At 40.4% G+C, this 21,729-nt stretch carries 17 protein-coding genes; 6 read left to right on the top strand and 11 right to left on the bottom strand.

The features are described 5' to 3' along the window. Window positions 1–16: 16 nt before the first annotated feature. From fliD to QMN06_RS09325, 11 genes are all read right to left on the bottom strand, one after another. Window positions 17–2,053: a flagellar filament capping protein FliD gene (gene fliD / locus QMN06_RS09375; protein WP_281969859.1), complete on the bottom strand. Its 2,037-nt coding sequence runs from the start codon at window positions 2,051–2,053 to the stop codon at window positions 17–19. A gap of 13 nt (window positions 2,054–2,066) precedes the next feature. Beyond that, on the bottom strand, window positions 2,067–2,444 hold the full coding sequence (locus QMN06_RS09370; RefSeq protein ID WP_281969858.1) for a flagellar protein FlaG: 378 nt from the start codon (window positions 2,442–2,444) through the stop codon (window positions 2,067–2,069). Window positions 2,445–2,623: 179 nt separating this feature from the next. After that, window positions 2,624–4,846, bottom strand: coding sequence for a flagellin (locus QMN06_RS09365; protein WP_281969857.1), 2,223 nt, complete (start codon window positions 4,844–4,846; stop codon window positions 2,624–2,626). Window positions 4,847–4,961: 115 nt separating this feature from the next. Then, window positions 4,962–6,290, bottom strand: a complete 1,329-nt coding sequence (locus tag QMN06_RS09360; protein WP_281969856.1) for a flagellin — start codon at window positions 6,288–6,290, stop codon at window positions 4,962–4,964. 362 nt (window positions 6,291–6,652) lie between these two features. Beyond that, a complete protein-coding gene (locus QMN06_RS09355; protein WP_281969855.1) occupies window positions 6,653–7,936 on the bottom strand; it encodes a flagellin in 1,284 nt (427 codons plus the stop codon). A 130-nt stretch (window positions 7,937–8,066) separates the two neighbouring features. After that, window positions 8,067–9,380, bottom strand: coding sequence for a flagellin (locus QMN06_RS09350; RefSeq protein WP_281969854.1), 1,314 nt, complete (start codon window positions 9,378–9,380; stop codon window positions 8,067–8,069). A 26-nt stretch (window positions 9,381–9,406) separates the two neighbouring features. Beyond that, the gene (locus QMN06_RS09345; protein WP_281969853.1) at window positions 9,407–10,555 is read right to left on the bottom strand and encodes a flagellin; all 1,149 of its coding nucleotides are present in this window, start codon (window positions 10,553–10,555) and stop codon (window positions 9,407–9,409) included. Between the two features lie 232 nt (window positions 10,556–10,787). Beyond that, complete coding sequence (locus QMN06_RS09340; protein WP_281969852.1) at window positions 10,788–12,083, bottom strand: flagellin; 1,296 nt, start codon at window positions 12,081–12,083, stop codon at window positions 10,788–10,790. Window positions 12,084–12,315: 232 nt separating this feature from the next. Further along, window positions 12,316–13,470, bottom strand: coding sequence for a flagellin (locus tag QMN06_RS09335; protein ID WP_281969851.1), 1,155 nt, complete (start codon window positions 13,468–13,470; stop codon window positions 12,316–12,318). Window positions 13,471–13,994: 524 nt separating this feature from the next. Beyond that, complete coding sequence (locus QMN06_RS09330; protein ID WP_281969850.1) at window positions 13,995–15,329, bottom strand: flagellin; 1,335 nt, start codon at window positions 15,327–15,329, stop codon at window positions 13,995–13,997. Window positions 15,330–15,581: 252 nt separating this feature from the next. After that, window positions 15,582–16,706: a flagellin gene (locus tag QMN06_RS09325; protein WP_281969849.1), complete on the bottom strand. Its 1,125-nt coding sequence runs from the start codon at window positions 16,704–16,706 to the stop codon at window positions 15,582–15,584. Window positions 16,707–17,308: 602 nt separating this feature from the next. Between QMN06_RS09325 and flhD the strand changes: the two genes are divergently transcribed. From flhD to motB, 6 genes are all read left to right on the top strand, one after another. Continuing rightward, window positions 17,309–17,626 (top strand): flagellar transcriptional regulator FlhD, encoded by a 318-nt coding sequence (gene flhD / locus QMN06_RS09320; protein WP_281969848.1) that lies wholly within the window; start codon window positions 17,309–17,311, stop codon window positions 17,624–17,626. 66 nt (window positions 17,627–17,692) lie between these two features. Further along, window positions 17,693–18,259 (top strand): flagellar transcriptional regulator FlhC, encoded by a 567-nt coding sequence (gene flhC / locus QMN06_RS09315; RefSeq protein ID WP_281969847.1) that lies wholly within the window; start codon window positions 17,693–17,695, stop codon window positions 18,257–18,259. A gap of 10 nt (window positions 18,260–18,269) precedes the next feature. Continuing rightward, the gene (locus QMN06_RS09310; protein ID WP_281969846.1) at window positions 18,270–19,094 is read left to right on the top strand and encodes a class I SAM-dependent methyltransferase; all 825 of its coding nucleotides are present in this window, start codon (window positions 18,270–18,272) and stop codon (window positions 19,092–19,094) included. Beyond that, the gene (locus tag QMN06_RS09305; protein ID WP_281969845.1) at window positions 19,091–19,525 is read left to right on the top strand and encodes a CBS domain-containing protein; all 435 of its coding nucleotides are present in this window, start codon (window positions 19,091–19,093) and stop codon (window positions 19,523–19,525) included. Before QMN06_RS09310 ends, QMN06_RS09305 begins: the two co-directional genes overlap by 4 nt. Before the next feature lie 92 nt (window positions 19,526–19,617). Continuing rightward, a complete protein-coding gene (gene motA / locus QMN06_RS09300) occupies window positions 19,618–20,490 on the top strand; it encodes a flagellar motor stator protein MotA (protein ID WP_281969844.1) in 873 nt (290 codons plus the stop codon). A gap of 2 nt (window positions 20,491–20,492) precedes the next feature. Further along, window positions 20,493–21,707, top strand: a complete 1,215-nt coding sequence (gene motB, locus QMN06_RS09295; RefSeq protein ID WP_281969843.1) for a flagellar motor protein MotB — start codon at window positions 20,493–20,495, stop codon at window positions 21,705–21,707. The last annotated feature ends 22 nt before the right edge of the window (window positions 21,708–21,729 follow it).

Below are 21,729 nucleotides of genomic sequence, written 5' to 3'. Positions count from 1 at the left end.
AGTCATATGAATTAATTTATTTTCTAGATGCTATCGAATTCGATGTTGCAGCAATTGAACTTAACTGACCAGTTAAATAAGTCGACGTTGAGTTCAAGGTTGCCATCGTAGTGTCAAGAGCTGAATAAATGGATTGATACTGTTTTTGTAATATGTTTAGATGCGCTTGCATTTGAGTCTTTTGAGACTCAATTTGTTTAATGGTTGTATTTAAACCAGTTGTACGAGTAGTAATTAAGCCATTCGTACCTGAGAGAGAGTTTATTAATTGGTTTAATTGATACGCTACACCCTTGGTATAGGTAACGCTTCCTCGGGCACCAGTTGTCCCACCGATGACTTGTAATTTAAGACCGGATTGCGGCGTATTCAGAGGACCTAATAAGAATTGACCAGAGGTAAGTGCAGAAGCACCGTTGAGAGTTGCCACCATATCTAAACCAGTAGTCGAAGTGCCAGAAGTTCCACCTAATAAGTTAGATGAAGCATCACCACTGAGGGCTACTGAAGAAGCTCCACCATAACGATTGGATACAAAATTTAACTTACCAGTTCCATCAGCAGTCACACTAATTGACGCGCCTAGATTAGTAAATGCTGATGTACCGTTAATTTGCGCTTGAACGGAGGCAGCCAAATCAGAGATATTGGCATATGTAGCATTCGTTAACTGAATCGTTGAAGCAGTACCATTTAATGTTATGGCTAAAGAATTATTCCCTGCCCCAATCGTGAGACTAGACGGAGCTGCGCCAGCAATTAGTTTTCCTTGGGTGGGCATCGTGCTGACATTTACAGGGTAAGAGCCTGGAGCAGTATCTGATGTCGAGCTAGTAAATTGTATGAGAGAGTCTGAAGCCGTTGCATTTGCCGCAAATAAATTAGCAACTGCGCTGTAATTTGAGCTAATTGCATTGTTGAGCTTCATGTTATCGACCGCTAAAGAACCGTCTTTTTGAAAAGTAATACCGATGTTATTAAGTACCGTATAGCTATTGGAGCCAGCGGGTAAGGCTGATAAAACGACATTTTTAATTTGACGTTGTATCGCGGTAATCGTTGTCTCACCATAAAGATCTGCACCTTTTCGGGTAGTGAGATCATAGCTTGTTAAGCTCTTTAATGATGTATTAAGAGAGTTATACGAGGAAACTAAGTTGGTGATGGAAGTTCCAAGCCCACTTGAATTATTGGTGAGATTGAGATTGACAGTGCTACCAACATTGGTTTTATTCAAAGTCATCGTCACACCTGAGATTGCGTCGGTAATGACATTCGACGCTTTGGTAACAGCAACCCCAGAAATTGTTAAATTTGCATTTTGTGCTGCAGTTGTTTCTTGGAAATTTTGACCAGTAGGATTTGCAGGGTCTTCAGACAGAAGACTTGATACAGAGGCATTCCCACTAACCGAGATGCGCATACTGTTGGCAACGCCAGTTTGGTTATTCGTTAACAGTAAGCGATAGGGGGAGGTGCTACCATCATTAATAATAGAAGCTGTTACACCCATACCTGCGGCATTAATTGCATCGCGGATACCACTGAGCGTATTGTTGCTCGAGTCAATGGTGATTGACTTACTGGCAATACCATTGGAAGTAAACGTTGTCCCAGTGTCATACTTAGAGTTGGTTTTAGTGCCGGAGATGGTGCCAAAATCGAAAGTTACTGTTGAAGACCCAGAACCAATCGCGGCTGTGGAGCTAGACTGACCGTTGCTGACCAATTGCTGTGACTGGGCTAATTGATTTACCGTAATCGCATAATTGCCAGCTACAGCACCAACGCTCGTGGTGGCACTCAGAATCGAGGTATCGGAAGATGTGGCGTTAACCGTCTTTAGAGTATTAATATTACTAAGACTTAGAACACTAGACTGAAATTGAGATAAGCTACTTTGAACTTGGCCATAGGCAGTGATTTTGGTTTGATAACTATCTTGGGATTTAGTCAGTTGGTTGAGGGGAGTCGCCTCAACCGCCATTAGCTTGCTGACAATACCTGCAGTATCTAAACCAGAACCAATACCTGGAGATGAAATAGTGGCCATGTATCCCTAAGACTTAAGCTGTCGTATTAATTGATTGAGCAGCAGCAGGTTGGGCGTCCAATTGTTTGACCTGTGTTACTGAAATCGGCGAACGAATTTGACGAATAACCGTATTATCATCTTTTGAAATGACGCTTACAACTGCTTTTCCTGACTCAGGATCTGCGTCAAATTGAACACTCGTCAAACCAGTAGCCTGGATAGACTGAGCCTTTGGAGAGAGATTCACTTGTGAAGAAGGAGCCTCATCTTTTGGTTTTGCTTCTAAAGGCGTGGAGAGACTATTCTTGACCTTATTTTCGATATTCGACACTACGGGCTGCACAGTTGCTGTAGTTGCCCCCATTGTTTTAACAATCGCATCCATATCATCCTCCCAGTAAAAAAACATTTATATATATTCTTTTACGGTATTTAATTACGTTTCTTTAATCTTATGAAGATTTGATGACAATTCAATCTATCAGGGGATATTGCTTCAATTCTCATCTGTACTTCAGATAAGAATCATTCTGACAGATATAACGACTATTAATAGCCTAATTAAAGGGTAAAAATGACTTAATTTGATCAGTTCAATTGCATGCCATTTGACATCAGGTTACCCGAGCCTCCTAAATTACCAGAGGGGAACAATTCCGGCAAAAGTGAGTTGGCTGCGATCGAGTCACTTGGTACCCCACTTTGTAAGAGTGAAATCACTGCTTGAGGAGTAGAGTTAGCCTGAGCTAACATCGCAGACCCGGTATCGGACAATATCAAATTTTTCGCTAAATCAGTTGTTTCTTTTGCAAAATCAACATCTTGAATCCGACTTTGGGCTGCCGATTGTGAAAGGCTGAAAGTTCTGAGATCATTAATCACTGCCGTTAATCGATTTTGGAAAGCGCCTTGTTGCGCACTCGCAATATTGATTTCATTTAAAGCGCTATCAATAGTGTTGACTGCTGTCGTGCCATTTTGTGTGGAAGTGACACCTGTTGGAACTACGCGAAGTTGAGAGTTCGTGCCACCAGTAACTTGGTAAGAAGTGGTGGTACTAAATGGTCCAACTGATCCTGTAGCTCCTATACCAAAAAGTTTCTGCATGTCTGAATTAAATTGTGGGACAGTGGTATTTGCTCCCGAAGGGTAATTCGATTGATTATATAAATTGGTAATTTCGGTATTTAAATTCGATTGCACACTGCTTGAAATAATTCCTGAACTAGCTAAATTAGTAATTTGCATCATTGCTGCGGTATATATTGCTGAATAGGTAGGCGTTGCACTGTTAATGGCATTACCAATCAAAGTATTTGGCGTTGAGCCAGCCGTACCCGCGATAGCGCTGATTCCTGCGGCACTTAAAGTTACCGATGTGCCAGATGGAGAAACTGTTCCATTGGTAATCAAATTTTGTAGATTTGTTTTGTAATTCCCAAAACTCATTCCCACATTCGTAGCAAAAGTAGACAAATTACCAACGGCTGTAACTAAAGATGTTTTTGTGGCGCTATCTAGGGTTGAGGAGTTAATTGAACTCACAAAAGCAGTTTGCAATAAGCTAACCGTATTTTTACTTGCATCGTTCATGACTGATTGCATCGTATTTGGTGTTGCATCCGTGTACCATGCATTTGCTTGTTCAATCGCGCGATTACCAGAGGTCAGGCCGTCTATCATCGTTACAGAGCTTGGAGTAACAGTATTGGAACCAAGTAAAACGTTTTGTACATTACTGACAAATCCTGAAACATTAGTCGAGTTCTGATATTGTGTATAGAGCGAAGTGACCGCATTCGCAATAGAAGTTTTGCCAGTCGTGGAAATATAAGGATTGTTCTGGATGCCATCGATGATAGTCTTTGCAGCACCTACCGATCCAGCTGATTGTGCTGAGGTCAAGACATTCGAAATACTTCCACTAATAGATGGAATGGAATTTATAGTACTTAGAGAAGCTCCTGAAATCGATGCATTAACCGGACTTGCCGGAACAAAAGCTGCGCCAGAGATGCTAGCGCCCATTAATCGATTTAAATCATTTGCATATGTTGAAACACCGGCGTTAATCGATAGTTCAGTTGTGTATAAATTATTAACAATATTTGTTAATTCAGCTTTTTGCGAAGTGTTAATCTTGTCCGCAGAATTAAGTGCCTGAAGAGTTGCGTCGCGCACAGATTCATAGGTGGCGGTAGATTGACCAGATCCATCGACTGTAGTTTTGGCAGCATTAATTACTAGCCCTAAATCATAGGCCTCTGTCGTTGTTGGGGTTTCCGTAAGACGCGTTGTACTTACAGCAGTTGTATTTGTTAAAGCTAAGCTATTTAGAGAGATACGATCTTGGAGGTTATTTCTGTACCCTACTTGAATGGTTGTGCAAGTAGTATTAAAAACAGCTTTATTGTTAAAAGAGGTCGTTGCTTGAATCCGCACATTTTCAGCGAGCAGTTGGTTGTATTCTTGTTCGAGCAAACCCTTGTCAGCATTGGAGTAATCGCCATTTAGTGATTGAATCGCAAGTTCGCGCATTCTTTGTAAGTTATCACTCAATGAACCCAGGGCGCCAGTCACAGTTTGTGAGTAGGATATCCCGTCATTTGCATTGCGAACAGAAGTCGAAAGGCCACTAATAATGGACGACATCCGATTAGAGATTGCATAGCCCGACGCATCATCAGCCGCCGAATTAATCCTTAGGCCCGATGATAATCTTTGAATCGAAGCTTGTAGTGAGTTATCCGTTTTGTTCAGTTGATACTGAGCAAGTAACGAAGTCACATTGGTATTTACAGATAAGGTCATCAATAACCTCTTATAGTTAATTCTTCAAACATGCAATACAACTTGCATATCTGGATATTAAAAAATGGGGGGAGGTTATCCCCCCTAAACTCTTAGGTAAAACTTTTCAAACCAATTACTTCAGTAGTGTCAAAACAAAACTTGGTGATTGGTTTGCTTGCGCCAACATCGCTGTACCAGCTTGCTGCAAAATTTGATTCTTTGCAAGTTTGGAGGTTTCAGCGGCAAAGTCAGCATCAACAATACGACTTCTTGCAGCTGACTGGCTCAAGCTAAATGCAGACAAATTACTAATAACAGCAGAGAAGCGATTTTGAATCGCACCCTGAATTGCACTCGCATTATTCGCTTCTGTAAGAGCATTATCAATCGCAGAAATGGCAGCTAATGCATTCGTTTGACCGTTAGCAGCTGTATTACTTGTGTAATTTAAAGTACCTGCAGTCGCAGCCACTGAAGCAGCATTGACATTAATGGATAAAGCTGCAGAGCTTACAGCTTGCGTAACAGGGTTAGTTCCAAGAGAATCTGTGGCAAATGTTGTGCTTGGAATGCTTGTGCCGTTAGCAACTGCTAATGTGATATTCAATGTCTTTGCACCTGCAGTAGCAACTGTACCAACACCAGCAGCTACAGAACCAACGACTTTGCCTGTATCAGCATAAAAATTTGCCGTAGTAACTGTTGCAGCAGTGAGGCCAGAAGAGTTATAAGCACTGTTGATTGCAGACAATGTATTGAGGATATCGTTTTTTGCTGTAAATGAAAGCTTCTGATTGGAGTTCACTGCGTCAACTGTAGCGTTATAAACATATGCAATTTGGTTAGCAGTTCCTGTAACCGATGCTGCGGCATAAGTATTTGCAATGGAAACAGCAGATCCAATATCCAAATAAGATGCGGTTGCAGAACTGTCTGTAATGGTAGTAGTGCCTAATGCTTGAGAACTAACTAATGCATTACTAACCATATTAACGCGATCATTTGATGATGTACCAAAACCGATTTGAAATACTGTATCTCTGTTTTGGAAAACGTTTACACCATTAAATGTTGTGCTTTGTTGAATACGATTTACTTCCGTCTGCAATTGGTTAAATTCTTGATTGAGTAACGATGTATCTGATGAAGAATTTGATCCGTTTGCAGCTTGTACAGCCAGTTCACGCATACGTTGTAAATTATTCGTAATTTGTGAAAGAGCCCCAGTAGTAGTTTGTGAGTATGAAATACCATCATTGGCATTTCTGGAGGCAACTGCCATACCGCGAATGAGTGCGTCCATGCGGTTTGAAATTGCATATCCAGATGCATCATCGGCTGCAGTGTTAACCCTGAGTCCTGATGATAAGCGTTGAATGGTAAGTTGTAATGCATCTTGCGTCTTTGATAAATTATTCTGCGCAATTAATGATGTGATGTTAGTACTGATGACAGCTGGCATAGTAAATCTCCTTCATTACTGGTACTTCGACGAATGGATGAGGCTTACTAACATTAACGACAGGATGCATGGGAACTTTAGTAAAAATATAAACTTTTTTAAAAGTATTAAGTTTTTTTCTTTAGGGCTAAACCCTTTATTTATATAGATATTTTGGAGAAAAATTGTCAAAGAATTAGACAAGTAGTAAGGCTTACTTACTATTACGGCAAAGCATAAGAAAACTTTAGGTTAAATAAACTAAATAAATAAAAATATAGTTAAGTCGCATTAAAAGATTATTCGAGATGAACATATAAAGAAGTCTAAAAATAAAAAAAGAGACCCGTAGGTCTCTTTCAAATCATATTGATGGATAGGGCTTATAGTCCTTTGAGTAATGCAAGTACGTTAGAAGATGATTGATTAGCTTTAGTGAGCATGGCAGACCCAGATTGCTGCAAGATTGAATTTGAGGAAAGCTTGGCAATTTCTGTAGCAAAGTCGGCATCAACAATTCTGCTCTTGGCGGCTATCTGACTTTGTGAGAAAGCTGTTAGGTTACTAATAACGGCTGATAATCTATTTTGTACTGCGCCGTGTTGGGCATTTGCTGTATTAACTTCTGTTAGAGCTAAATCAATCGCCGCTATGGTAGATAGCGCATTAGATTGTCCAGTGGTGATGGAGCTTGCGGCCGCTTGATTCAGGCATCCGATACCAATGCCCGCTTCAACACCATTTAATATCTCAGAACTGCCATCAGTAGCCCAAATACGTACATTGGGCGCCTCAGGTACATTGCCTGTCGTTAAATAAGATTTAACTGCAAGACTAGTCCAAGTCCCTGGATTACGTTGTACAACAAAAATATTTCGAGCATCATTTACAAAAAGTGCCAGACTTACTGTGGATTGTCGGACAGATGCACTAAAGTATGCATTTTTCAAGTTTTCAAGTTTGTAGAGTGCGGCATCCTTTGAACTTAATGATAGTTTTTGACTGGAGTTAATGGCATCTGTAATTGTGTTGTACATAAAGTTAATCTTATTGGATTCACTTCCTGCGGCAATGGAATTAGCGGCATTGATTGCATCATTGATATCACTGGCGGTGTTTGTGGTTGTGCCATCCGTTATTGTTTTGCTAACTAATGCCTTGGTGCTATTTAGTGCAGTACCCTGAATATTGACACGGTCATTAGCAGTTGTGTTCGCACCAATCTGGAATACTGTATCTGAAGCAGTAAAGACGCTCACGTTGTTGAACGTTGTGCTGCCTTGAATACGAGAAACTTCAGTTTGCAACTGGCTAAATTCTTGGTTCAGTAAAGAGGTATCTGAAGCAGAGTTAGAGCCGTTAGCAGCTTGAACAGCAAGTTCACGCATACGCTGCAAGTTATTGGAGATCTGTGAAAGAGCGCCAGAAGCTGTTTGTGAAAAAGAGATCGCATCGTTTGCATTACGTGTGGCTACAGCCATACCGCGGATTTGCGCATCCATACGGTTTGCAATTGCAAAACCAGAAGCATCATCAGCAGCATTGTTCACACGTAAGCCAGAAGACAAGCGTTCAATGTTCACTTGAAGTGCATCGCTCGTTTTTGTTAAATTACTTTGAGCAATAATTGAGGAGATATTTGTGTTAATCACTGATGGTATGATCAATTTCTCTAGATATTCATTAGTACATTCATTAGTTATGTCAAATTTAAATTTAAATTAAAAAAATAAAAAATAGGCTTTTAAAAAAAGGGGTCCGAAGACCCCTATCAACTAACTACTAAGGATTCTGATATTACTTAAGTAAAGAAAGTACGCTAGAAGGCAACTGGTTCGCTTGAGCAAGCATTGCAGTACCAGCCTGTTGCAAGATTTGATTCTTTGATAACTTCGCAGTTTCTGCAGCAAAGTCAGCATCCACGATACGGCTTTTCGCAGCTGTTTGGCTTTGTGAGAAAGCTGTTAAGTTACTAATGACTGCTGAGAATCTATTTTGCAAAGCACCTTGGGTTGCACTGGCTGTATTGACTTCAGTTAAAGCATTGTCAATTGCGCTGATTGCTGACAAAGCTAAAGACTGACCAGAAGTAGCAGTTTGTGTGGCTAATAAAGTACCTGCTGTACCAGTCGCTCCAACGGATATCGCATTGACGTTAATTTTTAATGATTGAGAAGCATTCGTGTAAGTTACAGGGTTGGTTCCTAATGAATCCGCCTGATAGGTTGCTCCAGTCGCACCACCCCAAGCACTTGGTAACAATACTGATAAAGTTATTGGACCCGCCGCGGCAGTTGCACCAACTACCTTTGAAATATCTGTAAAGTAGTTTGCTGATGTGGCACTTACAGTTGTAACTCCAGAACTGTTATAAGCGCTCGTAATTGCATTCAGTGTATTGATGGCATCATTTTCAGCAGCAAAAGATAGTTTTTGGCTACCTAAAATAGCACCAATAGCAGCATTACTGATGTAATTAATTCTGGCGGAATCTGTTGAAAATCCATTACCTGCTGTAGCGTATGCACTAGCGGCTGCAAGAGCAGTACTAATATCATTTTGAGCTGTGGTTGCCGCACGATCAGTAATGGTTTGAGTACCTAAGGACATTGTTGTTGTCAAAGCAGTACCCTGCATATTGACACGGTCATTAGCAGTTGTGTTCGCACCAATCTGGAATACTGTATCTGAAGCAGTAAAGACGCTCACGTTGTTGAACGTTGTGCTGCCTTGAATACGAGAAACTTCAGTTTGCAACTGGCTAAATTCTTGGTTCAGTAAAGAGGTATCTGAAGCAGAGTTAGAGCCGTTAGCAGCTTGAACAGCAAGTTCACGCATACGCTGCAAGTTATTGGAGATCTGTGAAAGAGCGCCAGAAGCTGTTTGTGAAAAAGAGATCGCATCGTTTGCATTACGTGTGGCTACAGCCATACCGCGGATTTGCGCATCCATACGGTTTGCAATTGCAAAACCAGAAGCATCATCAGCAGCATTGTTCACACGTAAGCCAGAAGATAAACGTTGAATCGTTGTTTGTAAAGCATCGCCAGTTTTGGTCAGATTGTTCTGTGCAATCAGCGATGTGATGTTGGTATTAATAATCGACGGCATGGTAAACCTCCTAAGAGAAAATTAAATTATTTGAGTAAAGAAAGTACGCCTGAAGGTAACTGGTTAGCTTGAGCAAGCATTGCAGTACCAGCTTGTTGCAAGATCTGGTTCTTCGATAACATCGCAGTTTCTGCAGCAAAGTCAGCATCGACGATACGGCTCCTCGCAGCTGTTTGGCTTTGTGAGAAAGCAGTTAAGTTACTGATCACTGCTGAGAATCTATTTTGCAAAGCACCTTGAACTGCACTTGCTGTATTAACTTCAGTTAAGGCATTATCAAGTGCGGTAATTGCGGATAAGGCTAAAGACTGACCAGAAGCAGTAGTTTGAGCAGCAGTTAACGAAGTATTATCCGTTGCAGTAACTGGGCCACCGGTACCTGTACCAATAATGCCATAAGCAGTGGCAGTGTTTAAATTAGTAAATAGAGCGGTCAGTGTTGCAGAGTTATTAACGCCGTTTGTGACAGCAGTTAACATATTGCCTTTTGTCGCAAATGAAATCTTCTGGCTGCCGTTAATTGCATCAATTGCAGCATTTTGTAAGAAGCTAATCTGATTGGCTGTGCCAGAGAGTGCGTTTGCTGTTGAACTTGCTGCTAATAATGCCGCAGCAATATCAGCCCCGCCAGTAATGTTAGTACGATCAGTAATGGTTTGAGTACCTAGGGACATCGTCGATGTCAAAGAAGTACCCTGCATATTTACACGATCGTTTGCAGTTGTGTTCGCACCAATCTGGAATACTGTATCTGAAGCAGTAAAGACGCTCACGTTGTTGAACGTTGTGCTGCCTTGAATACGAGAAACTTCAGTTTGCAACTGGCTAAATTCTTGGTTCAGTAAAGAAGTATCTGAAGCAGAGTTAGAGCCGTTGGCTGCCTGGACAGCGAGTTCACGCATACGCTGCAAGTTATTGGAGATCTGTGAAAGAGCGCCAGAAGCTGTTTGTGAGAATGAGATTGCATCGTTAGCGTTACGAGTGGCTACAGCCATACCGCGGATTTGCGCATCCATACGGTTTGCAATCGCAAAACCAGAAGCATCATCAGCAGCATTGTTAACGCGTAAGCCAGAAGATAAACGTTGAATCGTTGTTTGTAAAGCATCGCCAGTTTTGGTCAGATTGTTCTGTGCAATCAGCGATGTGATGTTGGTATTAATTATTGACGGCATGGTAAACATCCTAAGAGAAAAATTGTTTTTTTAAACCTAGTCTGCTTAACTTCTTAATCATTTAAATAGAAGGCAAACATGACTGCAGTTATTACTTATAACGAACAAATTAAAAATAACTTAAGTAAAAAAATGATTAAATAATTAATTTAAATACTTAAATGACCTTAGTTCATTGTTTTAAAAAAGGGGCCCGAAGGCCCCTGTCAACTAACTACTAAGGATTCTGTTATTACTTGAGTAAAGAAAGTACGCCTGAAGGTAACTGGTTCGCTTGAGCAAGCATTGCAGTACCAGCTTGTTGCAAGATCTGGTTCTTCGATAACTTTGCAGTTTCTGCAGCAAAGTCAGCATCAACGATACGGCTCTTCGCAGCTGTTTGGCTTTGTGAGAAAGCAGTTAAGTTACTAATCACCGCTGAGAATCTATTTTGCAAAGCACCTTGAACTGCACTTGCTGTATTAACTTCAGTTAAGGCACTATCAAGAGCTGTAATTGCTGAAAGAGCGTTTGATTGTCCACCAGAAGCTGTTTGAGTTGCACTTAATTGTCCTGCACCAGTTCCGTTTGCAACAGCACCAGCACCAAGTGTTAATTGAATTGCTGTAGCAGATGAGAACTTGATAAATTTAGTGCTACTCCCATTTGCATCAGGGGTATAAACGTTACCGACCGTACCACCAGTACTTGTGATGGTGAGTGTAATCGGTGTGGCTGGCGTTGTTGAGGCAAAAGCTGCACCTGAATCAGTTACAAATGCTGCAAGTGTAGCCCCAACTGTACCTGTTTGACTGTAGGCATTTGATAAGGTTGACAATGTACCGAGCGCATCGGACTTAGCAGTAAAAGATAATTTTTGGCTACCATTAATTGCATCGATAATTGCGTTTTGCATATAACTAATTTGATTCGAAGCACCACTAATGGAGCTATTTGCATAAGCACTAGCAGTGGCAATTGCAGCAGCAATATCGGCCTGTGCTGTAGTTGCTGTACGATCAGTAATGGATTGAGTACCTAAAGACATTGTGGTTGTCAAAGCAGTACCCTGCATGTTTACACGATCGTTTGCAGTTGTGTTCGCACCAATCTGGAATACTGTATCGGATGCAGTAAAGACGCTAACGTTGTTGAACGTTGTGCTGCCTTGAATACGAGAAACTTCAGTTTGCAACTGGCTAAATTCTTGGTTCAGTAAAGAAGTATCTGAAGCAGAGTTAGATCCGTTGGCTGCCTGGACAGCGAGTTCACGCATACGCTGCAAGTTATTGGAGATCTGTGAAAGAGCGCCAGAAGCTGTTTGTGAGAATGAGATTGCATCGTTAGCGTTACGAGTGGCTACAGCCATACCGCGGATTTGAGCATCCATACGGTTTGCAATCGCAAAACCAGAAGCATCATCAGCAGCATTGTTAACGCGTAAGCCAGAAGATAAACGTTGAATCGTTGTTTGTAAAGCATCGCCAGTTTTGGTCAGATTGTTCTGTGCAATCAGCGATGTGATGTTGGTATTAATAATCGACGGCATGGTAAACCTCCTAAGAGAAAAATTGTTTTTTTAAACCTGGTCTGCTTAACTTCTTAATCATTTAAATAGAAGGCAAACATGACTGCAGTTATTACTTATAACGAACAAATTAAAAATAACTTAAGTAAAAAAATGATTAAATAATTAATTTAAATACTTAAATGACCTTAGTTCATTGTTTTAAAAAAGGGGCCCGAAGGCCCCTGTCAACTAACTACTAAGGATTCTGTTATTACTTGAGTAAAGAAAGTACGCCTGAAGGTAACTGGTTCGCTTGAGCAAGCATTGCAGTACCAGCTTGTTGCAAGATCTGGTTCTTCGATAACTTTGCAGTTTCTGCAGCAAAGTCAGCATCGACGATACGGCTCTTCGCAGCTGTTTGGCTTTGTGAGAAAGCAGTTAAGTTACTGATCACTGCTGAGAATCTATTTTGTAAAGCACCTTGAACTGCACTTGCTGTATTAACTTCAGTTAAGGCACTATCAAGAGCTGTAATTGCTGAAAGAGCGTTTGATTGTCCACCAGAAGCTGTTTGTGCTGCAACTAATGCAGTATTTTCAGTAGCTGTCACAGCTCCGCCAGTACCAGTACCAGTAATACCGTATGCCGTTGCAGTTGTTAATGCAGTAAAGAGTGCTCCGAGAGCTGCTGGGTTAGCGGTAACGCCAGCATTTAAGGCGTTTAGCATATCATTTTTAGTCGAGAATGAAATCTTCTGGCTGCCGTTAATTGCATCAATTGCAGCATTTTGTAAGTAACTAACCTGAGCGCTACCTGCTGCAACTGAGCTATTTGCATAAGTACTTGCTACTAATAGTGCTGCAGAGATATCAGCACCTGCAGTTCCTGCTACACGATCAGTAATCGTTTGTGTGCCTAAAGACATCGTCGATGTCAAAGCAGTACCCTGCATATTTACACGATCGTTTGCAGTTGTGTTAGCACCAATCTGGAATACTGTATCTGAAGCAGTAAAGACGCTCACGTTGTTGAACGTTGTGCTGCCTTGAATACGAGAAACTTCAGTTTGCAACTGGCTAAATTCTTGGTTCAGTAAAGAGGTATCTGAAGCAGAGTTAGAGCCGTTAGCAGCTTGAACAGCAAGTTCACGCATACGCTGCAAGTTATTTGAGATCTGAGTTAAAGCGCCAGAAGTTGTTTGTGAGAATGAAATCGCATCGTTAGCATTACGAGTGGCTACAGCCATACCGCGGATTTGCGAATCCATACGGTTTGCAATCGCAAAACCAGAAGCATCATCAGCAGCATTGTTCACACGTAAGCCAGAAGATAAACGTTGAATGGTTGTTTGTAACATATCGCCTGTTTTGGTCAGATTATTCTGAGCAATCAGAGATGTGATGTTGGTATTAATTATTGATGGCATTTTAAACCTCCTAAGAGTTAGTAAATTTAGTTAAATTTCACTTGATCGATTTACCTTTAATTGGTTTATTTAAAGGCTAAATTGACTTCTGTTAATATCTTTAACGAACGTTTATAAAAAACCTTGATACAGTTAATATTTAAAACATAAAAATACATACAAATTTGACTCTTGTTTGATCGATTGATAATTGGGGTGAATTCCTCCAGCACCTTAAAGAAATACTTTTTCAATCAGGCGTTCTTTTATCAATTTAAAAATCTAATGAATCAGCATTTCATACTTAGAAAAGCGATTCATCATGATTCGATCATTGCAACGTACATCTACTTATTGGCTACATGTTGAGGGTGAGTTTTTCCTGTAACTTGATGATTCATTGATCCAAGAAAGTTTTTTCTCAATTGACCTACTGCCCAATAAATAGGTATTTCATCTTAAAAATAAAATACCTATTTACTCGTTTGCTTTTTTAGATAGAGGGGGTATCCCTCCCCCTCTTATCCACGTACTGCAGTTATAAATTAGCCGTTCTTGAGTAAAGAAAGGATTCCGGAAGGTAGCTGATTTGCTTGAGCAAGCATTGCAGTACCAGCTTGAGATAGGATCTGGTTCTTCGATAACTTCGCAGTTTCTGCAGCAAAGTCAGCATCCACGATACGGCTTTTCGCAGCTGTTTGGCTTTGTGAGAAAGCTGTTAAGTTACTAATGACTGCTGAGAATCTATTTTGCAAAGCACCTTGTGTAGCACTTGCTGTATTGACTTCAGTCAAAGCATTGTCGATAGAAGCAATTGCACTTAATGCGAGTGATTGTCCAGAAGCAGCAGTTTGTGTGGCGAGGAGTGTACCTGGCGAACCGGCAAGTCCTACTGAAGCTATTTGAACGTTCACTTTTAGAATTTTCGCACCAGTCGTCTGGGTCACTGGGTTTGTTGGACTATTCGGTGTGCTGTCTGGAGCGAAGGTGCTAGTTGTAGCTGCATTTGCTGTTAGTTGCACTGTTAGAGTTAAAGGTGTTGCAACTGCAGCTCCTGAGCCAACAACTTTTTGTATATCTGTAACAAAGTTTGCAAGGTTTGCACCGGTAAGAGCAGTTGCAGCAGGATCAACACCGGCACTACCATATGCATTATTAATTGCAGTCAGTGTGTTTAAAGCATCGGCCTTTGCTTCAAAAGATAATTTCTGACTTGAATTAATTGCATCGATAATAGAGTTATTCATAAATGCAATTTTTGCAGCATCATTTCCTGTGAGTGAAGCTGCTGTTGCACTTGCTGTAGTAATCGCAGCTGCAATATCAGCACCAGCTGTAGTTGCTGTGCGATCAGTAATGGTTTGAGTACCCATAGCTTGTGTGCTTGTGAGTGGTGAACCTTGCATGTTGACGCGGTCACCTGAAGTCGTATTAGCGCCTACTTGGAACACAATATCATTCGCCTGGAACACATTCACATTATTGAAGTTAGTACTTGACTGAATACGCGCAACTTCAGTTTGCAGTTGGTTAAATTCTTGGTTCAGTAAAGCGGTATCTGAGCCAGAGTTTGAGCCGTTAGCTGCTTGAACAGCGAGTTCACGCATGCGTTGTAAGTTATTAGAGATCTGTGAAAGAGCACCAGTAACAGTTTGTGAAAATGAGATACCGTCATTAGCATTGCGTGTTGCAACAGCCATACCGCGGATTTGAGCATCCATACGGTTTGCAATTGCGTAACCAGAAGCATCATCTGCTGCTGAGTTCACACGTAAGCCTGAAGATAAGCGCTCAATCGTTGTTTGTAATTTTGCCTGTGTCATGCTCAAGTTATTTTGAGCAACAAGTGAGGTAATGTTTGTGTTGATAATAGATGCCATTTTTACTACTCCTTAGATATTTAGTTAATTAGTTAGTTAAAACATTTCTGCAGTCTATTGAAGTTACTTAATCGCCGCAGTTATATATCTATTAACGTGTAGTTCAAAAAATTCTTTATCACTATATTTTTTTTATTTGCTATCAAGTTTTTCTAAAATCAATTACAGAATGGTTTAGAGCAAACAGAACGATCAAAAATAAAAAAGGGGAGACAAGTCTCCCCTAAATGACCTAAGAGTTTAGTTTTTTAATTAGCCATTCTTGAGTAAAGAAAGGATTCCGGAAGGTAGCTGATTAGCTTGAGCAAGCATTGCAGTACCAGCTTGTTGTAGGATCTGGTTCTTCGATAACTTCGCAGTTTCTGCAGCAAAGTCAGCATCGACGATACGGCTCTTCGCAGCTGTTTGGCTTTGTGAGAAAGCAGTTAAGTTACTGATCACTGCCGAGAATCTATTTTGTAAAGCACCTTGAGTTGCACTTGCTGTATTAACCTCAGTTAAAGCATTGTCAATTGCAGAGATTGCAGAAAGCGCTAATGTTTGGCCTGAAGCTGCTGTTGCAGCCGTTCCAACTGGTGTTGCATCAATACCTCCGGCTGTTCCAATAATATTAGTTGCAGTTGTTGTCACAAGAGCAGTATATAAACCAGCTAATGTTTGGCCACCAACTGCTGCAGATGTATTAACTTGATTTAAAAGATCATTTTTAACTGCGAATGAAATTTTTTGACTTGAGTTAATCGCGTCAATTGCAGCATTTTGAAGACTTGTAACCGAAGCTCCAGAGATTGCACTAGCAGCAGCGAGAGCGGCACTGATATCTGCACCTGCAGATAATATTCCACGATCAGTAATCGTTTGTGTGCCTAATGTTTGAGTATTGTTCAAAGGTGAACCTTGCATGTTGACACGGTCACCAGAAGTAGTATTTGCACCTACTTGGAACACAATATCATTTGCCTGGAATACGTTCACATTATTAAAACTTGTGCTTGACTGAATACGCGCAACTTCAGTTTGGAGCTGGTTAAATTCTTGGTTCAGTAAAGCTGTATCTGAAGCAGAGTTTGAGCCGTTAGCTGCTTGCACAGCAAGTTCACGCATACGCTGTAAGTTATTAGAGATCTGTGAAAGAGCACCAGTCACTGTTTGTGAAAATGAGATACCGTCATTGGCATTGCGTGTTGCTACAGCCATACCGCGGATTTGAGCATCCATACGGTTTGCAATTGCGTAACCAGAAGCATCATCTGCCGCTGAGTTAACACGTAAGCCTGAAGACAAGCGCTCAATCGTTGTTTGTAAAGTAGCTTGTGTCATGCTCAAGTTATTTTGAGCAACAAGGGAGGTAATGTTTGTGTTGATAATAGATGCCATTTTTACTACTCCTTAAATATTTAGTTAATTAGTTAGTTAAAACATTCCTGTGGTCTGTTGTGTTGCATTCGCCGCAGTGATATTCCTGTTAACGATGCGAAATAAAAATCCTTAAGAAGAATAAATTTACGCAAGGGGGCTAAAGTTTCCTAAAAACGGTTTAATTTCCGATTTGCTAAAAAAGCAGTTAAAAACGTAATTTTAAATATTTAATAAATTCAATAACTTATGGATTCATTCAATAATTGTAATTACGAGTAGACGCCAAATAGGGTATCCAGAGGGGTCCAAAGCGATGAATTGAGGGTATTTTTGGCCTCTTTTATTTTTTTTAATTTTTTTCCTAAAGTTTGCAAAGGTGTAGTCGTTAACCATGTACAGGCTAATGAAATGTAACTCCCTTTATCTTTCATGAGTTTGATTTGTATAGATTTTTTTTATTCCTTGTTGGTTTGGTTGAATTCGTGTAAGACGAATTCTGTAACTTTATGCATGGAATAACTGTTATTAAAAACATCATTTGTCTAATTGTTGAAACTTTTTATAAGCTTCACAATGGCTTCAAGTTAAGTTCATATTGAATTTATTTAAAGGGAGCCAAAATGAATACAGATGAAATATTATCCGAGATCCGCGACGCTAATTTGCAATACTTGTTATTAGCTCAGCAAATGATTCGTCAAGACTTACCAACTGCCATCTATCGTTTAGGTATTAGCGATAAAGTTGCCCAGTTGATTTCAAGCTTGACAACATCTCAAACCATGAAATTAGCTGCGAACGTGACGATGCTCACACGTTTTCGTTTTGATGATAGCGCAATTCTTGGCATGTTGACACATGACAATAAAGAGAGCTTTCAGTCAAAAGCGCACGCTGCGATTTTGTTGGCTAGCCAACCAGTGGAAGAGTTTGCTTAATTAGCAATTCTAAAACTGTCGTAAACCAACAGTATCCTTTGAGAAACAACTCAAAGAAATAGGCGCATGAATAAGAAAAATAAAAGTATCTTAGATGAGTCTAAAGATATACAACTCGCAATCGAGCTGATTCAATTAGGCGCGCGGTTGCAACTTTTAGAATCGGAAACGGCGCTCTCCCGTGACCGACTCGTCAAACTCTACAAAGAATTACGTGGCGTTTCCCCTCCTAAGGGGATGTTGCCGTTTTCAACTGATTGGTTTTTAACCTGGCAGCCAAATATTCATTCTTCATTATTTCTGGGCATTTTCAAGCAGTTAGAACAAAATACCCCACTTGAGGGTATCCAACTGATTTTAAAATCTTACAAATTGTATTTAGAGCAGTTACCCCCTGAAGAGGGTGAAGAACCAGTACTATCTCTTACAAGAGCGTGGACTCTTATGCGCTTTATGAGTAGCAATATGTTAGTAACGGCTAAATGTAAAACCTGTAAAGGTGATTATGTTGCGCAACCACTCATGACACGTCAATATATCTGCGGTCTATGTGATGTTCCTTCTAGAGCCGGTAAAACGCAAAAAGTGATTGATGCGAATTTAGCTGAAAAGCAATCCAAAACATCTACCTAACATAACGCCGATGAACACAACTTCAACTCTGTTCATCAAGAAAGATGTTGTCCAGAAATATCCACAGTGGGTATCTTTGAGTTTATTAGTCCTCGCAACCATGTTCAGTTTGATGATTTCTCCATTTTGGGAAAATGCGAATCAAGACAAGCACTTCATTTATATGGCTTTATCGATTGGGCTCATGGCTGGTGTGATGAGTTATGTGATCCATTTACCCATTTGGTGGCAAAGAATCAATTCTTGCTTTGCGCTCACGATCTTGATCTTTTATAGTTTGCATCTTCCAGGATGGTTGTATTTCTTGGCATTGATAGCCATGTTGGGCTTATATTGGAATACTCTCGTTACGCGCGTACCGTATTATCCATCAAATCAACTCGTTTGGGAGGCTGTTGCCAAGCTACTACCAGATCAGCAACTGTGTCGTGTGCTTGAAATCGGCAGTGGTTTAGGTGGGTTTTCACGCTACATATCTAAGCATCATGCGCATGTTCAATGTCTGGGACTTGAAACTGCCCCCATTCCTTGGTTGGCTAGCATGGTGCTGTCGAAACTAGAACGTGCCAACTGTTCTTTTTACAGAAAAAATTACGAGAATGAAGACTTTTCGCAATATGATCTGATTTTTGCATTTTTATCTCCAGCAGCTATGCCATCTTTATATGCAAAAGCAGAGCAAGAATTACAGCCAAAAGCGCAAATCATCAGTTATATGTTTGCCTGGCCTGAAGAGGCACTGCCAAATTTGCAAACGATTCCACTGGCTAATGGTGAGTCTCTTTATGTCTACTCAACATTACATTCCAACAAAAATATTACTGGAGCATTATGAATATCTCAGAAATTATGTCATCCCCCATTAAAAGTGTCACATTGGATGATTTTTTAAAAGATGTAAAAGATATTTTTGACTCAAATGATATTCGGCATCTGATTGTGATTGAAGAGGGTGAACTCATAGGGATTGTCAGTGAGAGGGACCTTCTCAAGAATATTAGCCCTTATCTCAATTCAAATGTGTACACCACGCGTGATTTAGCAACACTTAATCAACGTGTCATTCACATCGTGACGCGAAATCCAAAGTTTTTAAATCTGCAAGCATCAGTAGCTGAGGCAATTGAGTTATTTAATACTGTCAGAATTGGTTGTATACCGATCGTTGATGAGAATCACGCTCCTGTAGGTATTGTTACCAGAGGTGACATTATTAGAAATTTTTATCGGATTAAAGAATCGTTACCAAGTCATTCTTTAGAATAACTGAAATGAGTCGTAGATAGATTTAATGTGGATTATAAAAGCAATGGTTCATCGTCAATTTCAAAATACTTATTGAATAAAGGGATTTCCAAATGTTTGTCATCATTGGATACATAGTAGTTTTTGGATGTGTTTTTGGAGGATTTGCTATTGCTGGAGGGCACTTAGGTTCTTTATTCCAACCAGTTGAGTTGTTGATGATTGGCGGAGCTGGACTAGGTGCTTTTCTCGTTAGTAATACTGGGAACACAGTCAAAGCAACTTTGAAGGGATTTGGCACTTGTTTTAAAGGCTCTAAGTTTAATAAAGCGCTCTATTTAGAATTGATTCTCTTGTTGTATGGTATTTTGTCGAAAATCCGAGCTGAAGGAATGATTGCGATCGAAAAGGATGTGGATAATCCAGAAGAAAGTGAAGTTTTTAAAAAGTATCCATTGATTTTAGGTGATCATCATATTATTGAATTTATCACTGACTATATGCGTTTAATGGTTTCTGGAAATATGGACCCATTTCAAATTGAAAATTTGATGGATAACGAAATTGAAACGCATCATCATGAAGCATTAATTCCAGCGCATACCATCGCCAAAATTGCCGATGGACTTCCAGCTTTTGGAATTGTTGCGGCAGTCATGGGGGTAGTACATACAATGGAATCTGTAGGTTTACCTCCTGCCGAGTTGGGTATATTAATTGCTAATGCTTTGGTCGGTACTTTTTTAGGTATTTTATTAGCCTACGGGGTGGTTGGACCATTATCCACACTGCTGGAAAATAAAACCGAGGAAGAGGCTAAGGTCTATCAATGTATCAAGGTTACTTTATTAGCATCACTCAATGGCTATCCTCCAAGCATTGCAGTGGAATTTGGACGTAAGGTTCTATATTCCACAGAAAGACCAAGTTTCACCGATTTAGAAGCTGAAATCAAAGCATCAAAGAGCAGGGCTAAAGCAGAATAATTATGAGTGCAGACGATTTACAACGTCCGATCATTGTTAAGCGCATTAAAAAGGTGGCTAGTGGCCATCACGGAGGTGCTTGGAAAATTGCGTATGCAGACTTTGTAACAGCGATGATGGCGTTCTTTCTGCTCATGTGGTTATTGGGGAGTGTCGATGGAGGTACTTTGAATGGTATTTCTGAATATTTCAAGACGCCGTTGAAAGTTGCCTTGCAAGGCGGTTCCAAAAGTGGTGACTCCAAGGTGGTCATTCAGGGGGGGGGCTTGGACATTACTTCTAAAGATGGACAAACCTCTCGTTCTGATGCTCCTCCTGGTGAAAATGAAGCACAAAATGAAGAGAAGAAATTTGAGTCATTGACTGAGTCGCAAAAAAAAGCCGCCATCAAACTTCAGCAGGCACAAGAAAATGCCAAGATGAAAGCGATACGTGAAAAGTTAATCAATCAAATTGATAATAGTCCTCGTTTAAAAAAGTATCAAAGCCAATTAAAAATTGATGTAACTGATGAAGGTTTACGTGTATTGATTACTGACGAAGCCAATCGTCCTATGTTTGCTAATGCTAGTGCGGAAATGCAAGCTTTTGCTCAAGACATTATTAAGGCGATGGCTCCAACATTTAATGATTTACCGAATACGATTAGCATATCTGGTCATACGGATAGCATGCCATACACTAATAATAATGGTTCTTATACCAATTGGGAACTTTCTGCTGATCGCGCAAATGCTGCAAGAAGGGTGTTGTTGGCTGGGGGATTGGATGCCAAGCACATGTTAAGGGTCACAGGTTTAGCAGATGCGGTTCTTCTAGACCCCCAAAATCCAATGAACCCAATCAATCGCCGCATCAGTATTATTTTGTTGAACAAAGCTGCTGAGCAAGCTGTTCGTAATGAAGGAAAACTAAAGACAACTGTGCTTGATCCTGCTATTAAAGAAATTGATAAACCTAGTAATTTACCAAGCTTTATCCCCGAGCCAAAAGCGCCTCCCATAACTGAACAACCAAAGGTCGAACCTGAGGTCAAAGTAAAAGAGCAATCTCCGACTCCTCCAAAACCAGCTGCCGCAGTTGTTCCATCACAGGTAGATAAGCCGATTCCTTCTGCAACAACACCCGCAAGAACAGAAAGTAAACCACCGGCATTTCAGCCGATTCAAAAAAAACAAATTATTCAGCTAGAAAAACCAGTTCCAAGCAAAAACTAAGTTGATACTCTACCTTGATTAG

This window comes from Polynucleobacter sp. SHI8 (assembly GCF_027944005.1).
Lineage (GTDB): Bacteria > Pseudomonadota > Gammaproteobacteria > Burkholderiales > Burkholderiaceae > Polynucleobacter.
This window is presented reverse-complemented; position numbering and strand designations above follow the sequence as displayed.

What these genes read in the sequence shown, in the direction of transcription:
- fliD (WP_281969859.1), bottom strand. Translation starts at nt 2,053, where the DNA reads ATGGCCACTATTTCATCTCCAGGTATTGGTTCTGGTTTAGATACTGCA.
- QMN06_RS09370 (WP_281969858.1), bottom strand. Translation starts at nt 2,444, where the DNA reads ATGTTTTTTTACTGGGAGGATGATATGGATGCGATTGTTAAAACAATG.
- QMN06_RS09365 (WP_281969857.1), bottom strand. Translation starts at nt 4,846, where the DNA reads ATGACCTTATCTGTAAATACCAATGTGACTTCGTTACTTGCTCAGTAT.
- QMN06_RS09360 (WP_281969856.1), bottom strand. Translation starts at nt 6,290, where the DNA reads ATGCCAGCTGTCATCAGTACTAACATCACATCATTAATTGCGCAGAAT.
- QMN06_RS09350 (WP_281969854.1), bottom strand. Translation starts at nt 9,380, where the DNA reads ATGCCGTCGATTATTAATACCAACATCACATCGCTGATTGCACAGAAC.
- QMN06_RS09345 (WP_281969853.1), bottom strand. Translation starts at nt 10,555, where the DNA reads ATGCCGTCAATAATTAATACCAACATCACATCGCTGATTGCACAGAAC.
- QMN06_RS09340 (WP_281969852.1), bottom strand. Translation starts at nt 12,083, where the DNA reads ATGCCGTCGATTATTAATACCAACATCACATCGCTGATTGCACAGAAC.
- QMN06_RS09335 (WP_281969851.1), bottom strand. Translation starts at nt 13,470, where the DNA reads ATGCCATCAATAATTAATACCAACATCACATCTCTGATTGCTCAGAAT.
- QMN06_RS09330 (WP_281969850.1), bottom strand. Translation starts at nt 15,329, where the DNA reads ATGGCATCTATTATCAACACAAACATTACCTCACTTGTTGCTCAAAAT.
- QMN06_RS09325 (WP_281969849.1), bottom strand. Translation starts at nt 16,706, where the DNA reads ATGGCATCTATTATCAACACAAACATTACCTCCCTTGTTGCTCAAAAT.
- flhD (WP_281969848.1), top strand. Translation starts at nt 17,309, where the DNA reads ATGAATACAGATGAAATATTATCCGAGATCCGCGACGCTAATTTGCAA.
- flhC (WP_281969847.1), top strand. Translation starts at nt 17,693, where the DNA reads ATGAATAAGAAAAATAAAAGTATCTTAGATGAGTCTAAAGATATACAA.
- QMN06_RS09310 (WP_281969846.1), top strand. Translation starts at nt 18,270, where the DNA reads ATGAACACAACTTCAACTCTGTTCATCAAGAAAGATGTTGTCCAGAAA.
- QMN06_RS09305 (WP_281969845.1), top strand. Translation starts at nt 19,091, where the DNA reads ATGAATATCTCAGAAATTATGTCATCCCCCATTAAAAGTGTCACATTG.
- motA (WP_281969844.1), top strand. Translation starts at nt 19,618, where the DNA reads ATGTTTGTCATCATTGGATACATAGTAGTTTTTGGATGTGTTTTTGGA.
- motB (WP_281969843.1), top strand. Translation starts at nt 20,493, where the DNA reads ATGAGTGCAGACGATTTACAACGTCCGATCATTGTTAAGCGCATTAAA.